Origin of the sequence: Mesobacillus sp. S13 (assembly GCF_020422885.1) — a bacterium.
GTDB classification, from domain to species: Bacteria; Bacillota; Bacilli; order Bacillales; family Cytobacillaceae; genus Mesobacillus; species Mesobacillus selenatarsenatis_A.
Genome location: NZ_CP084622.1, coordinates 3,192,004 through 3,207,577, shown reverse-complemented (window position 1 = coordinate 3,207,577; position 15,574 = coordinate 3,192,004). Strand labels below are relative to the sequence as shown.

Annotated in this window: 13 protein-coding genes and 2 pseudogenes; 14 read left to right on the top strand and 1 reads right to left on the bottom strand. The window is 44.3% G+C overall.

Features of this window, described 5'->3' with window-relative positions:
- Positions 1-11: 11 nt before the first annotated feature.
- From LGO15_RS16445 to LGO15_RS16395, 12 genes and pseudogenes are all read left to right on the top strand, one after another.
- Positions 12-995, top strand: a complete 984-nt coding sequence (locus LGO15_RS16445) for an alpha-ketoacid dehydrogenase subunit beta (RefSeq protein WP_144476445.1) — start codon at positions 12-14, stop codon at positions 993-995.
- A 168-nt stretch (positions 996-1,163) separates the two neighbouring features.
- A pseudogene (locus tag LGO15_RS24365) lies at positions 1,164-1,421 on the top strand (biotin/lipoyl-containing protein); the annotation flags it as partial.
- A gap of 171 nt (positions 1,422-1,592) precedes the next feature.
- Positions 1,593-2,567, top strand: a pseudogene (locus LGO15_RS16440) (dihydrolipoamide acetyltransferase family protein); the annotation flags it as partial.
- A gap of 195 nt (positions 2,568-2,762) precedes the next feature.
- Positions 2,763-4,718 carry a methylmalonyl-CoA mutase subunit beta gene (locus tag LGO15_RS16435; RefSeq protein WP_226085306.1) on the top strand — a complete coding sequence of 652 codons (1,956 nt, stop codon included), beginning with the start codon at positions 2,763-2,765 and terminating at the stop codon, positions 4,716-4,718.
- 16 nt (positions 4,719-4,734) lie between these two features.
- A complete protein-coding gene (gene scpA, locus LGO15_RS16430) occupies positions 4,735-6,885 on the top strand; it encodes a methylmalonyl-CoA mutase (protein ID WP_413231405.1) in 2,151 nt (716 codons plus the stop codon).
- Entirely contained in the window at positions 6,885-8,012 is a 1,128-nt protein-coding gene (gene meaB, locus LGO15_RS16425) for a methylmalonyl Co-A mutase-associated GTPase MeaB (protein ID WP_226085304.1), read from the top strand. Before scpA ends, meaB begins: the two co-directional genes overlap by 1 nt.
- 210 nt (positions 8,013-8,222) lie before the next feature.
- Positions 8,223-8,660 carry a BrxA/BrxB family bacilliredoxin gene (locus tag LGO15_RS16420; RefSeq protein WP_226085303.1) on the top strand — a complete coding sequence of 146 codons (438 nt, stop codon included), beginning with the start codon at positions 8,223-8,225 and terminating at the stop codon, positions 8,658-8,660.
- A gap of 218 nt (positions 8,661-8,878) precedes the next feature.
- A complete protein-coding gene (locus tag LGO15_RS16415) occupies positions 8,879-9,670 on the top strand; it encodes a transporter substrate-binding domain-containing protein (RefSeq protein ID WP_226085302.1) in 792 nt (263 codons plus the stop codon).
- Positions 9,671-9,752: 82 nt separating this feature from the next.
- A complete protein-coding gene (locus LGO15_RS16410) occupies positions 9,753-10,412 on the top strand; it encodes an amino acid ABC transporter permease (RefSeq protein ID WP_226085301.1) in 660 nt (219 codons plus the stop codon).
- Entirely contained in the window at positions 10,405-11,127 is a 723-nt protein-coding gene (locus LGO15_RS16405; RefSeq protein WP_167831480.1) for an amino acid ABC transporter ATP-binding protein, read from the top strand. The genes LGO15_RS16410 and LGO15_RS16405 overlap by 8 nt, the downstream gene beginning before the upstream one ends.
- Positions 11,128-11,593: 466 nt before the next feature.
- Complete coding sequence (locus LGO15_RS16400) at positions 11,594-12,598, top strand: aromatic acid exporter family protein (protein WP_209437891.1); 1,005 nt, start codon at positions 11,594-11,596, stop codon at positions 12,596-12,598.
- 26 nt (positions 12,599-12,624) lie between these two features.
- On the top strand, positions 12,625-13,140 hold the full coding sequence (locus LGO15_RS16395) for a L,D-transpeptidase (RefSeq protein WP_226085300.1): 516 nt from the start codon (positions 12,625-12,627) through the stop codon (positions 13,138-13,140).
- 43 nt (positions 13,141-13,183) lie between these two features.
- On the opposite strand, the gene prli42 is transcribed toward LGO15_RS16395, so the two are convergent.
- Positions 13,184-13,279, bottom strand: coding sequence for a stressosome-associated protein Prli42 (gene prli42 / locus LGO15_RS16390; protein ID WP_167831477.1), 96 nt, complete (start codon positions 13,277-13,279; stop codon positions 13,184-13,186).
- A 263-nt stretch (positions 13,280-13,542) separates the two neighbouring features.
- On the opposite strand from prli42, the gene mce reads away from it, so the two are divergent.
- Entirely contained in the window at positions 13,543-13,956 is a 414-nt protein-coding gene (mce, locus tag LGO15_RS16385) for a methylmalonyl-CoA epimerase (RefSeq protein ID WP_226085299.1), read from the top strand.
- A 2-nt stretch (positions 13,957-13,958) separates the two neighbouring features.
- Complete coding sequence (locus LGO15_RS16380; protein ID WP_226085298.1) at positions 13,959-15,509, top strand: acyl-CoA carboxylase subunit beta; 1,551 nt, start codon at positions 13,959-13,961, stop codon at positions 15,507-15,509.
- The last annotated feature ends 65 nt before the right edge of the window (positions 15,510-15,574 follow it).

Genomic DNA, 15,574 nt, shown 5'->3' with positions numbered 1-15,574 from the left:
GGGGAACGAAAATGGCGGTAATTTCTTATATAGATGCAGTGACATTGGCAATAAAAGAAGAAATGGAAAGAGATCCGAGAGTTTTTGTCCTCGGTGAAGACGTAGGTAAAAAAGGCGGAGTATTCAAAGCTACACAAGGGTTGTACGAAAAGTTCGGCGAAGACCGGGTAATCGACGCTCCGTTGGCAGAGTCGGCTATTGCAGGTGTCGGGATCGGTGCGGCCATGTATGGCATGCGCCCTATCGCAGAAATGCAGTTCGCGGATTTCATCATGCCTGCAGTAAACCAGATCATTTCAGAAGCGGCAAGAATCCGTTACCGCTCTAACAATGACTGGAGCTGTCCGATGGTCATCCGTGCTCCATATGGCGGAGGTGTCCACGGAGCGCTTTACCATTCTCAGTCTGTTGAAGCCGTGTTCGCAAATCAGCCTGGTTTGAAGATTGTTATGCCATCAACACCTTATGATGTAAAAGGATTATTGAAAGCAGCAATCAGAGATGAAGATCCGGTATTGTTCTTCGAGCACAAGCGTGCTTACCGACTGATCAAGGGAGAAGTTCCTGAGGATGATTATGTTCTGCCGATTGGCAAAGCAGACGTGAAGCGTGAGGGAGAAGATATCACCGTCATCACTTACGGTCTTGCAGTCCACTTTGCACTGCAGGCAGCTGAAAGGCTTGCCAAAGACGGAATTTCTGCTCACATCCTTGATTTGCGTACGGTATACCCACTGGATAAGGAAGCGATCATCGAGGCTGCTTCTAAAACAGGAAAAGTTCTTCTTGTGACGGAAGACAATAAAGAAGGAAGCATCATGAGTGAAGTGTCTGCCATTATTGCTGAACATTGCTTATTTGAATTGGATGCACCAATCAAGAGACTGGCAGGACCGGATGTACCAGCGATGCCTTATGCTCCAACAATGGAAAAATACTTCATGATCAATCCGGATAAAGTTGAAAAAGCAATGAGAGAGCTTGCTGAATTTTAAATAGAAAAGCGTAAGCGCCTTGGTCAGCCCCGACAGGCATAAGACGAACCGCGAGGAGGCAGTTCCTCAGCCAGGCAACTGCCCCGAATATACTTCCTTGTAGCCTTGCGACGCGGCGTTAGCCGTGGGAGCAACCAGCTTCTTCGAATATACATCCCTCGCCGGCTTATGACCCGAGGGGCTAGGCGCTGTAGCTGGACACTGACTTATATGCATATTTTACAATATATTTTAAGAAAAGAAGGAGGTCAAACTGTGGCAATCGAACAAATTAAAATGCCTCAATTAGGTGAGAGTGTAACGGAGGGAACAATCAGCAAGTGGATGGTTTCCGTTGGTGACAAAGTAAATAAATACGATCCACTTGCAGAAGTCATGACCGATAAAGTAAATGCTGAAGTACCATCTTCATTTTCAGGTACAATCAAAGAATTGATTGCTGGTGAAGGAGACACACTGGCAGTAGGGGAAATCATCTGCACCATTGAAATTGAAGGCGGATCGTCTGATGAAGCACCAGCAGCTGATGCTGCTTCAGATTCTGCATCTTCTGCAAGTGCAAGTGCAGCACCTGCATCAGCAGCGGAAGAAGGAAGCAAGGCTAGATATTCACCTGCAGTCTTGAAACTGGCTCAAGAAAATAATATCGACCTATCCCTGGTCAAGGGAACTGGAGCGGGTGGAAGGATCACACGCAAAGACCTTAAGCAAATCATTGAATCCGGCAATATTCCACAAGCTTCAAGCCAGAAAGAAGCAGTAAAAGAAACTGCACAAGCTCAGCCGGCCGCTGCAGAGCCTGCAACACAAGCTCAATCAGCAGCCCCATCCCAGCCTGCTGCACCTGCACCTTCAGTTCCGGTTGCTGCCGGTGACATTGAAATTCCTGTAACAGGTGTCCGGAAGGCGATTGCGGCTAACATGCTTCGCAGCAAGCATGAAGCTCCGCATGCATGGACGATGGTTGAAGTGGATGTGACGAATCTTGTAGAGTACAGAAATGGCCTTAAAGATGACTTCAAGAAAAAAGAAGGCTTCAATCTTACTTTCTTTGCTTTCTTTGTAAAGGCAGTTTCTCAGGCATTGAAGGAATTCCCACAAATTAATTCTATGTGGGCTGGCGATAAGATCATTCAGAAAAAGGATATTAATATTTCCATTGCAGTAGCGACCGATGATGCACTTTTCGTACCTGTCATCAAGAATGCTGACGAAAAAACAATCAAAGGCATTGGCCGTGAAATCAATGAGCTTGCTCAAAAGGTACGCACAGGCAAGCTACGTTCCGAGGATATGCAAGGTGGAACCTTCACTGTCAACAACACAGGTTCCTTCGGTTCCGTCCAATCAATGGGAATCATCAATTACCCGCAGGCAGCGATTCTCCAGGTAGAATCAATTGTTAAGCGCCCTGTGGTCATGAACAATGGCATGATTGCTGTCCGTGATATGGTGAACCTCTGTCTGTCACTTGATCACCGTGTATTGGATGGCCTCGTTTGCGGCCGTTTCTTAGCAAGAATCAAAGAAATTCTTGAAAACACCTCAAAAGAGACAACATCTATTTATTAATAAAGTTTGTTTATGCAAACATCAAGCGCCCAGAAAATTTCTGGGCGTTTTCGTTTTTATTATGCCAACTCATGCAAATGTCCTTCGTTGCTAGAAAAGGATTCGTATACTAAAATAGAAGAGTGTAAAAATTAGAATTTTACTACAATTTCAGTGAAGGGGGGAAAGCTGTCTGAATTATGGACAGTAAGGTTTATGACGATTGAAAATATGAAGGCGACCTCGTTCAAAGATGCAACATTTGAAGATTGGCAGGAAAAAGCTGCAGCTTCATTGAAAGGCAAACCGATTGATTCACTTTATACGAATACATATGAAAATATTACTCTTAAACCACTTTATACAAAAGGAGATCTTCCAGATGAACTGGCAGGAGATCTGCCTGGCCAGGGAGATTATAGAAGAGGGATCCATTCTCTTGGATACCAGTCCGAGTCCTGGCATATAGCAAACCGCCTATTCTACAACAATGTCGGTGAACTGAAAGAAAAAATCGATCACGCGCTATCAAAAGGACAAACTGCCATTTCTTTTGAGGTAAAACCAGAATTTTTTTCCGATAATTCAGCATTGATGTCACTCATCTCTTCCATTAATAATAAGTACCCGATGAGCTTGGATGCTGGATTGCTTCAGACGCCATTGCTGGCAGCTCTGACAATTTCCAGAAAGGAAGCTGGCACGTCGGAAAAGCCAACGGGTTTCGTTGCAGCGGATCCAATTGCACAGGCAAGCGTGATTGGCGGACTGCCAACAGAGGAAGATGAATTTTTTGCGGATTGGGCAAAGGTGCTTGAAGAAGCAGCTCAGCATTTGCCAGAAGTAAAGACGGTACTCGTCAATAGTGTCCCTTACCATAACAGCGGTGCCAATGCTGTGCAGGAACTTGCAATCACTGTTGCCACAGGAGTTTATCTACTCCAAAAGCTGCTGGACAATGGATGGGAGTTAAAGAAAGCGTTATCAAAGGTAGTGTTCCACTTTGCAATTGGCTCTAATTTTTTCATGGAAACTGCCAAGCTTAGGGCAGCGAGGCTTCTGTGGAGCAAAACGGCAGAAGCTTTCGGTGCAGAACCAGAAGAGCGTAAAATGGTCATATCCGCAGAAACCTCAAAGTTCACTAAAACTATTTTCGATCCATACGTGAATATGCTTAGGACTGGAAATGAAGCCTTTGCTGCTGTTTTAGGAGGAATTCAGTATCTTCATACCGATAGCTTTAATGAACCTTCGGGTACGGTGAATCTTTTTTCCGAAAGAGTTGCCAGAAATACGCAGCTGGTGCTTAAATCTGAAGCTCATCTTGAAAAAGTAGCCGATCCCGCAGGCGGTTCCTGGTATGTCGAGTCACTGACAAAGGAATTGGCTGAAAAAGCGTGGGAACTATTCCTAGAAATGGACAGCAGGGGCGGTATTTATGAAACACTGAAAACAGGCTGGCTTCAGGAGCAGATTTCGCTTACTGCGGAAGCCCGTGAACAGGACATTGCTACGCGTAAAAAGAGCGTAATTGGAACGAATGTTTATGCCAACCTTTATGATGTCATCGCTGAACCTGTAGTGAAGGGGTCAAAAAGCAATTATATGATAGACTCCCTTGATTCTGCCATCAGTAAAATTACCTCTGACAGTTCTCTGTTAGAGAGTTTTAAAGAAGTGGAACCAAGCTTTACATCTTTAAAATTAAATAGACTAGCAGCACCTTATGAGGAATTAAGGTTTAAGGCAAAGAAGCTGGAAAGCCAAGGTGTTCAACCCAAGGTCGGCTTGATTTGCCTCAATGAGTTGAAGAAGCATAAGGCAAGAGCAGATTTCATTTCCGGACTATTATCAGCTGGAGGGATTCATGCTGAGAGGAGCGGGGAAGTGGACTCCATTTCAGCAGCTATTGAGTTCATAAACTCTTCAAAAGCCAGCCAGTTTGTTATATGCGGCGATCAGTCTTCCTATCATTCTTTTGGGCCTGAGCTAGCAAAGGACATTAAGAGAGAGCACGATGTAAAACTTTACCTGGCAGGCATCCCTGATGAAAATCAAAGTGAATGGAGATATGCCGGAATTCAGGAGTTTTTACATGTAAGAAGCAATGCATTACAAACTCTATCATCAATGCTTCAGGATATGGAGGTGGAATCAAGTGCAAAAGCCTGATTTTAAGAAAGTCCGTTTGTTTGCTGAGGAAGAGGAAGTCAGCAAGGAGCAAGTTGATCAGGAGGTACAACAGAAAATCGATGATCTTTTATTTGAAACAAATGAGAAGATCAAGGTGAAATCAGTGTATACAAAAGAAGATGTAACTTCTTCAGAACATATGGAAGGTATGCCGGGTCTCCCTCCTTTTACAAGGGGACCGTATCCAGCCATGTATGTTAACCGTCCATGGACGGTAAGACAGTATGCAGGCTTTTCCACTGCGGAAGAAAGCAATGCGTTTTACAGGCGCAACCTCGCAATGGGACAAAAAGGTTTGTCTGTAGCCTTTGATTTGGCTACACATCGAGGGTATGATTCCGACCATCCCCGGGTTGAGGGTGATGTAGGAAAAGCTGGAGTAGCAATTGATTCGATATTGGATATGAAGGTTCTGTTCGACGGTATCCCACTTGACCAGATGTCTGTGTCAATGACAATGAACGGTGCTGTGCTGCCTATCATGGCGTTTTTCATTGTGACGGCGGAGGAACAAGGTGTGACACAGGACCAGTTATCCGGGACGATTCAAAATGATATCCTGAAAGAGTATATGGTCAGGAACACATATATTTACCCGCCGGAAATGTCGATGAAGATCATTGCCGATATTTTCGAATACACTTCAAAATATATGCCGAAATTCAATTCAATCAGTATTTCAGGATATCATATGCAGGAAGCCGGTGCTCCTGCGGATATCGAATTGGCATATACACTAGCCGACGGGCTTGAATATGTAAGAACAGGCCTTAAGGCTGGGATCGACATCGATTCTTTCGCACCAAGGCTAAGCTTTTTCTGGGCGATCGGCATGAATTATTTCATGGAAATTGCAAAGATGAGGGCTGCTCGCTTTATCTGGGCAAAAATGATCAAGACATTCACTCCGAAAAATGAAAAGTCAATGGCCTTGAGGACTCACTCGCAAACATCAGGCTGGAGTCTTACAGAACAGGACCCATACAATAATGTCATTCGGACATTGGTAGAAGCGCATGCAGCGGCAATGGGCCACACTCAATCGCTGCATACCAATGCACTTGATGAAGCCATCGCACTGCCGACTGATTTCTCAGCACGCATTGCTCGTAATACACAGCTATTTCTTCAGGAAGAATCGGGGATTACAAAGGTTATTGATCCATGGGCAGGCAGTTACTATGTTGAGAGTTTAACAAATGCGCTGATCGATCGTGCCTGGGAGCATATTGAAGAAATCGAAAGTCTTGGCGGCATGGCGAAAGCAATTGAAACCGGACTTCCAAAAATGCGGATTGAAGAAGCAGCGGCAAGGCGCCAGGCCCAAATTGATTCTGGAAAAGAAACAATCATCGGCGTGAATAAGTTTAAGCTGGAGCAGGAGGACCCTCTGGAAATCCTGGATATTGATAATACTGCAGTCCGTGCGAAACAGATTGAAAGGCTCAAGCAGCTGAAAGATAGCCGTGATGAGGTAAAAGCCCAGTCAGCTCTAGATGACTTGTCAAGGGTGGCTGAGAGTGGAGAAGGCAACCTTCTGGAATTTGCAGTAAGGGCTGCTCGCGCAAGAGCGACACTTGGAGAAATATCAGATGCAATCGAAAAGGCGGCTGGAAGGCATAAAGCGGTCATCCGTTCCGTCAGCGGAGTGTATAGCACGGCCTTCACAAATGCAGAGGAAATAACCGAGGTTCAGCAGATGACTGAAGAGTTCCTTGAAAATGAAGGACGCAGGCCCCGCATCATGATAGCGAAAATGGGACAGGATGGACATGACCGCGGAGCAAAGGTCATTTCTACCGCTTTCGCTGATTTAGGTTTTGACGTGGATATTGGGCCGCTTTTCCAAACACCTGAAGAAACAGCAATCCAGGCAGTTGAAAATGATGTCCATGCCATCGGAATCAGTTCTTTGGCGGCTGGACATAAAACATTATTGCCACAGCTTGTGAAGGAACTGAAAAAATTAGGCCGCGAGGATATTGTTGTCATTGTCGGGGGCGTGATCCCTGCTCAGGATTATCAATTCCTTTACGAAAATGGGGCAAGTGCTATTTTTGGACCTGGGACGGTCATCCCAGTTGCGGCTCAGAAGGTTTTGAGGACGATTTATGGGCGCCTGGGCTATGAGGAAGTGTCTAGTTAATGACTGATGAAAAAAAGCCCGAGTGGTTCGATCCCGAAAAGGCGGATTCGTTCTCCAGCGTCGTGAAACCAGGGGTGGCAGCAGGAAATACCGAAAGGTCCGCTGTGAAATCCGGGCGTTTCGTCAAGAAAAATAATGTACCAAGGATTGATCCAGTTTCCTTAGCTGAAGACATCAAGGCGGGCGGCAGGACAGCGCTGGCAAAAGGAATTACATTGATCGAAAGCAATGCGGAGCATGACTTTCAAACGGCCCAAACTCTTTTGCAGAAGCTTTTGCCAGAATCAGGACGGTCCATCCGGGTTGGAATCACAGGTGTGCCGGGGGCGGGCAAGAGCACGTTCATTGAGAGCTTTGGCAGCTATTTATGCAGCAAGGGTCATAAAGTTGCTGTGCTTGCGGTAGATCCTACATCAAGCCTGACTGGCGGCAGCATCCTCGGAGATAAGACGAGGATGGAAAAGCTGGCCCGAAATCCACGGGCATTCATCCGACCATCCCCTTCAGGTGGAAAGCTTGGCGGAGTCCACCGCAAAACAAGGGAAACAATGCTGTTATGTGAAGCAGCCGGCTTCGATATCATCCTGGTGGAGACAGTTGGAGTTGGGCAAAGTGAGGTCATTGTCAGGGATATGGTCGATTTTTTCATGCTTCTCGTCCTGACAGGTGCCGGAGATGAGCTCCAGGGAATGAAAAAAGGAATCATGGAACTTGCGGATGCCGTCATTGTGAATAAGGCAGATGGCTCAAATGAACAATCAGCGAAAAAGACGAAAGAAGAGTATAACCGAATCCTTCATTTCCTGCAGCCTGCTACAAAGGGATGGCAGACAGCGGCCCTGACCAGCTCGGCGTTACAGGACAAAGGAATTGAAGAGATATGGACAACAATCAGAGCCTTTGAGAGTTTTACCAAAAATAACGGGATATTTGATGAAAGAAGGCGACTTCAGACAAAACAGTGGCTGAATGATATGATCATCGATCAGCTGCAGGCAAGTTTCTTTCATCACCCGGAAGTTAAATACCTTCTTCCTAAGGTGGAAAACGAAGTCATCTCAGGAAATAGGCCAGTCGCATCTGGAGTCGAGGATTTATTTAAAGCATTTTTTGAGGCAAAGAAATAAGCTGTCCAATTTTGGGCAGCTTTTTTCTGGCAAAAAAAGCGGACAACAGAATGTTCTGTTGTCCTTCATCTAGGGAGTTTAGGGGTATGGATCTAGCTGTATTGTTACCTTTCCCGGAATTCGTGAGAGTTAAACATACTTTGAAAAATTAATTTTAATTGGTATCATATATTTAGTACTAGTTACTATTCAGCAGAGGAGAGATGTATCATGAGTATGGATTTCAATTTTTTCATGAATGATGTAGTCCGCCAGGCCCGCCAGGAAATCGTGGCAGCGGGATATACAGAATTAACTTCCGGTGAGGAAGTAGAACAAGCTTTGGCTAAAGAAGGCACAACACTTGTAATGGTAAACTCAGTTTGCGGTTGCGCCGGAGGAATTGCTCGCCCTGCAGCAGCACATGCTGTTCATTATGATAAGCGCCCTGACAACCTTGTAACAGTTTTCGCCGGCCAGGATAAGGAAGCGACAGAAAAGGCACGCAGTTATTTCACTGGCTATCCGCCATCATCTCCATCTTTCGCTTTGCTTAAAGACGGCAAGCTTTGCACAATGGTCGAACGCCACGAAATCGAAGGCCATGACCCAATGCAGGTAGTGAACAAACTGCAAAATGCATTCGAAGAATATTGCGAAGAAGTATAATGACTGAAGAACCCCGCATTGCTGGGGTTCTTTTTTTGTGGTGAAAACTCTTGTTATTTATATTTAAAAATATTATTGCATATTTATTAATATGTGTTAAAATACATTTTAGTTAATAATTATTAGTTGTTATTCATAAATTCACAAGTTTAATAGCTAATATATTAATAAAATTGTATAAAAATTACAGAATGGACATTATAGGGGGAAAACAACAGATGAAAAAAGCAATTTCAGTTTTTATGATGAGCATTTTATTAATGGGCATTCTCGCTGCATGCGGGACAAGCACTGAGAAAACTTCAGGTGACGGCGGTGAGGAAAAGAAAGTCCTTACAATGGGGACTTCAGCTGACTATCCGCCATTTGAATACGTGGAAACAGCAACAAGCGATGAAATCATTGGTTTTGATGTAGACTTAGCCAATCTGATTGCAAGTGAATTAGGATACGAAGTAGAAATTAAGGATATGGACTTCAATGGCCTTATCGGAGCAATCCAGGCAGACCGCGTTGACTTTGTCATGGCAGGGATGACTCCAACACCAGAACGTAAAGAGAACGTAGACTTCACAGATGTTTACTATACAGCACAGCATATGATCGTTTCTGCGAAGGACAGCAATATCAAATCAATTGAAGATTTAAAAGGTAAGACTGTTGGTGTCCAGCTTTCATCCATCCAGGAAGAAGAAGCCGAAAAAATTGCCGAAACAGTAGAAATCAAAATTGAGAAACGTACAAGAATCCCAGAATTGGTCCAGGAAATCAAAGCTGGACGCATCGATGCAGCGATTATTGAAGATACAGTGGCAAAAGGCTATTTCGATAATAATCCCGACCTTGAAGGATTCACGATTGAAGACGGAAGCGAAGAAGAAGCGGGTTCAGCAATTGCGTTCCCTAAAGGAAGCAAGCTGACCGAGGAATTCAACAGGGTCCTGAAAGAAAAAATGGAAAACGGTGAAGTAGATAAGTTGATCGTTAAATGGTTTGGCGGAGAAAAGTAAGAATCAAAACAGGCGTTCAGAATGCTATTGTTTTCTGGGCGCCTTTCTCCTTCATGAAATAGACAGAGAGGGCTGTTAGAATATGGATCTAGATTTTACCGCCATCCTTCCTTCGTTGCCATATATTCTGGAGGGAATTGGCGTCACACTGAAAATAGTTTTGGTAGCAGGGCTTCTGGGCTTTGCGTTAGGTATTATTCTTGCAATCTTTAAAATCAGCAAATACAAGGCACTTCATTGGTTCGCTGATGTTTATACATCGATTTTTCGCGGTACACCGCTCATTTTGCAATTGATGATTATTTACTATGGAGCTCCGCAGATCCTCGGCTTTGAAATTTCATCCTACACAGCTGCGGTCGCATCTTTTTCTTTAAACTCGGCAGCCTATATTTCCGAAATCATCCGGGCAGGAATTTTAGCCGTGGACAAAGGACAGAAAGAAGCAGCAATGGCTCTTGGTGTTCCCGGCAATCGAATGATGCGTGACATCATCCTGCCTCAAGCATTAAAAAATATTCTGCCTGCATTGATGAATGAATTCATCACCCTGACAAAGGAATCGGCAATCGTAACGGTTATTGCAGTAAATGATATCATGCGCAGGGCTTATGTTGTTGGCGGAGAGCAGTATAGATTTTTCGAGCCGCTTATTTTTGCCGGCCTGATCTATTACCTCATGGTCATCTCCTTGACATTCATTGGCAAGCTGGTTGAAAGGAGAATGAGACAAAGTGATTAAAGTACAAAATCTTCATAAATCGTTTGGTAAGCTGGAAGTATTAAAAGGAATTTCAACCACAATCGAAAACGGGGAAGTTGTTGCCATCGTCGGACCTTCAGGTTCAGGAAAATCAACTTTCCTCCGCTGTCTTAATCTATTGGAGCAGCCGACAGGCGGCCAGATATTGATTGGGTCAGAGGATATTACCGACAAGAAAACGAACATTATGAAAGTCCGTGAAAATGTCGGGATGGTGTTCCAGCATTTCCATCTGTTCCCGCATATGACCGTACTGCAAAACATTACGTATGCACCGATTAAGGTTAAAGCTATAGGCAAGGCCGAAGCAGATAAACAAGGTTTGGAGCTTCTGAAAAAAGTAGGACTCTCCGAAAAGGCAAATGAATATCCAAACAGGCTGTCAGGAGGCCAAAAGCAGCGTGTAGCCATCGCACGGGCGCTCGCGATGAACCCGGAAGTCATGCTCTTCGATGAGCCTACTTCCGCATTGGACCCGGAAATGGTTAAAGAAGTACTTGAGGTAATGAAGTCACTCGCCCATACCGGGATGACAATGGCGATCGTAACCCATGAAATGGGCTTTGCCCGTGAAGTTGCGGATCGAGTGCTCTTCCTTGATGGCGGAGTATTGGTCGAGGATGCACCTCCAGCAGAATTCTTCAGCAACCCGAAAAGCAGCAGGGCAAAAGAGTTTCTTGAAAAAATGCTATGATTCACTTCCATTGCTTTTATAAAGGATAACGAATCTGATAAACTAAGGGATGACCATGTCTAAGATGTGGTCATCTTTTCATTTTTATTAATAAATATCGTGCATTGCCCGTTTTTCATTTCTGGAATGAATTTCGGTAAAAGGAAGCGCGTTGCATTGCCCGTTTTTCAGTTTTTGAATGAATTTCGGTAAAAGGAAGCGCGCTGCATTGCCCGTTTTTCAGTTTTTGAATGAATTTCGGTAAAAGAAAAGGCGCTGCATTGCCTGTTTTTCAGTTTTGAAATGAATTCTGGTAAAAGAAAAGGCTCTGCACTGCCTGTTTTTCAGTTTTGGAATGAATTTTGGTAAAAGGAAAGGTTCTGCATTGCCCGTTTGTCTAATTTTAAATTGATTTAGGTAAAAGGACATTTCATAAAGGGAATCCGCTTTGTATGGTCTGGAAAGTTATTAGAGCTTAAGTTTTTTGATGGGAGAAGACATTGTGAAATTCAGAATTGGTTATCGTACGTTAAAAACAGCGCTTGGGACGGCGGTCGCCATCGTCATTGCCCAGTTTTTCGGTTTTGAAAATTATGTTTCTGCGGGCATCTTGACGATCCTTTGTATCCAGGTGACAAAGAAGCGATCGCTTCAGGCATCCTGGCATAGATTCCTGGCATGTGTCATTGCTATGGCGTTTTCCGCAGTGTTCTTTGAGGGAATCATGTACCACCCTATTGTCATCGGAGTGTTGCTGCTCTTTTTCATTCCGACTGTCGTCATGTTCAGGGCAAAGGAAGGAGTCGTTTCCAGCAGTGTCATCATCATGCATATATACTCTGCCGGGAAGGTAACAACAGGTCTTTTACTTAATGAACTAGGAATCATCACGATCGGAATTGGAGTTGCGTTGATCATGAACTTGTACATGCCGAGTGTCGACAACAAGCTGGAGGCATACCAAAGAGACATCGAAGCACAATTCAAAAAAATATTCAGGGAGATTGCCCTCTATCTTAGAAAAAACGATTCAGATTGGGATGGAAGGGAATTGACAGAGACTGCAAGAATGATTGAAAAAGCAAAGAGTCTCGCAATCCAGGATGTCGAAAATCATTTCTTGAGAGACGAAAACTTGTATTATCAATACTTTAAAATCAGGGAAAAGCAATTTGAAATAATAGAGAGGGTACTGCCTTCCGTCACTTCGATTCCCCGGCATGTAGAGCAGGCCAATATGGTCGCTGGTTTTATCGAGGAGCTCGCTAAAGGAATCCACCCGGGGAATACGGTTCTGTTTTATCTTGAAAAATTGTTGAGGATGAAAACGGAATTTGAGAATATGGAGCTTCCAAAAACACGGGAGGAATTCGAGGCAAGGGCGGCTCTGCTTCATTTTGTGAATGAGATGGAACAATTCCTCTTGCTGAAACGGTCTTTTAAAGGTTTGAAAACGAGCGAGGATAAAAAGGAAGCAGTCGTGGCAAACTAACGGAAATAGACCGCGGAGGGATCATCATGCCAGTGTTTATTTCTATGCTTCTAGCAGCGTTCATCTTTTCACCTATTTGGCCTCTGGGACCAAATCCGATGCCTGGAGACCCATTCGTGATTGTGAATAAGAGAACGAACGAAGTCGCTTTGATCAACGAGAACAGAGTCCAGACGGTTGTCAGTGCGGCTACTGGCAAATCAGAGGACCTGACGCCTGAAGGGCTTTTCACTGTCACTGTTAAAGCACCTGATCCATATTATCGCAAAAAGGACATCCCGGGTGGCGACCCCAAAAACCCACTCGGCAGCAGATGGATTGGGTTTGACGCTGAAAATACAGATGGCCGGACATATGGAATCCACGGGACGAACGACCCTTCAAGCATCGGGAAAAGAATATCTCAGGGCTGTGTCCGCCTTCAAAATGAGGCAGTTGAATCATTGTATGACTATATACCCTTAGGAACAAAAATCCTGATTACATCGACCTCTGAAGATTTTATAGAATTAGGCAAAGAATATGGAGCAATCGACAAATAGAATAGGGCTGTCACAGCGACAGCCCTTTTATTATTGATATTAATTATAGAAATGTGGACAATCCCATAAGAAGGGTTGAAGCAAGCATAGTAAAAAGCATGATGTATACTACGACCTTCCTGACATTGGTTTTACGCATTAAGGAATCCCCCTTCCAAAACTCAAGCACTCTTCCTCTACTATTTTACATCCCAGTGTTGATTTGGACAACCCTTTTAGCAGGGCTTGAATGCCACCTTTTGATAAAATTTATGATAGTGTAAAAGTAAAGTGACTTTAATATTAAAACTATCCTAATTGTTCTAATGAATGTAATGTTCAATGAAATAAGGAGGAATTGTGACATTTTTGTCGAATATTAAAACAGTTAAATATATTTAAATAATATTTGGAGGGAATTACATGATTAAAAAGGTCGACCATATCGGCATTGCTGTCAAATCTATTGAGCATGCCCTCCCATTTTATACAGATGTGCTGAAGCTGCCATTGCTTGGGATAGAGGAAGTAGAAAGCGAGAAAGTCAAAGTAGCTTTCCTGAAAGCAGGACAAACAAAACTTGAACTCCTTGAACCTTTATCTGAGGAGAGCGCCATCGCAAGTTTTATTGAAAAGCGAGGAGAAGGAATTCATCATGTCGCACTCGGCGTAGACTCGATCCAGGAAAGAATCAATGATATGAAGGAAAATGGAATTAGAATGATTCAGGATGCTCCAAAGAAAGGTGCAGGGGGTGCGCTGGTCGCATTCATGCATCCAAAATCGACAGGAAGTGTTTTATACGAACTTTGCGAGAAGAACGGGGAGGCGGAATAGAAATGCCAGACATCTATGAAAAAATCAATGAACTATATGATAAACGCAGGGAAATCGAACTGGGCGGCGGTGACGAACGGATCGAAAAGCAGCATGAAAAAGGCAAGCTGACTGCTCGTGAACGAATCGATTTGCTTGTCGATCCAGGCAGTTTTGTGGAGTTGAATCCATTCATCCAGCATAGGAGCACAGACTTTGGACTTGAGAACCAGAAGGGACCTGGGGATGGAGTTGTAACCGGTTACGGTAAGGTGAATGGCAGGCCGATTTATTTGTTTTCACAGGATTTCACCGTGTTTGGCGGAGCCTTGGGTGAAATGCATGCAAAGAAAATCGCCAATGTAATGGATCTGGCAGCTAAAAATGGTGCTCCATTCGTGGGGTTGAATGACTCCGGGGGAGCGAGGATCCAGGAGGGTGTCGTTTCACTTGATGGATATGGGCATATTTTTTACCGCAATTCTATCTATTCTGGGGTCATCCCGCAAATTTCCGTGATCATGGGTCCGTGTGCTGGTGGTGCGGTTTACTCTCCAGCCATTACTGATTTTGTTTTCATGGTCGAAAAAACGAGCCAGATGTTCATCACTGGTCCTAAAGTAATTGAAACGGTTACCGGTGAGAAAATTTCTGCGGAAGACCTCGGCGGTGCAATTGTACATAACACGATCAGTGGGAATGCTCATTTTCATGGGCAGTCAGAAGAAGAAACATTAGAGCAGGTAAGGCTGCTGTTAAGCTATCTGCCGCAAAGCTATGAAGAAAAGCCTCCGAGACTGGAGGCAGATGCTGAAGATGACTACAGGCCGGATTTGACAGATGCCATTCCATTCGATGCGATAAGGCCGTATGACGTGCGTAGAGTGATTGAGCAGGTAGTCGATGCCGGCTCATTCCTTGAGATACAGAAGGATTTTGCCAAAAACATTGTCATTGGTCTGGCAAGAATTAAAGGCGAGGTCGTCGGTCTTGTCTGCAACCAGCCTAAGGTAATGGCAGGCGGACTTGATATTGACTCTTCCGATAAAGCATCCCGTTTCATCAGATTCTGTGATTCTTTCAATATTCCAATCATCACTTTTGAGGATGTAACAGGATTCTTCCCGGGTATCAAGCAGGAGCATGGCGGCATCATCCGTCATGGCGCGAAAATCCTTTATGCCTATTCAGAAGCAACTGTTCCGAAGCTTACCGTTATTTTACGAAAAGCATACGGGGGTGCATATGTTGCCCTGAACAGTAAATCCATCGGAGCGGATCTTGTGTTTGCATGGCCGAATGCTGAAATTGCCGTCATGGGGCCACAGGGAGCTGCCAATATTATTTTTGCGAAGGAAATTCAGAACAGCGACAACCCTGAGCAGACCAGGCAGCAGAAAATCGATGAGTACCGTGAAAAATTCGCGAATCCATATGTCGCAGCAAGTCAGGGAATGGTCGATGATGTCATCGATCCGCGGGAAACACGAATCAAATTAATTCAGTCTCTGGAAATGCTGCGGACAAAGAAGGAAGACAGACCAGGCAAAAAACACGGCAATATCCCACTGTAGGATTTTGTGTTTGGTATTGGGATTCAATTAGCGTTATACTCTAGAAGTATTTACATAATTGGAGG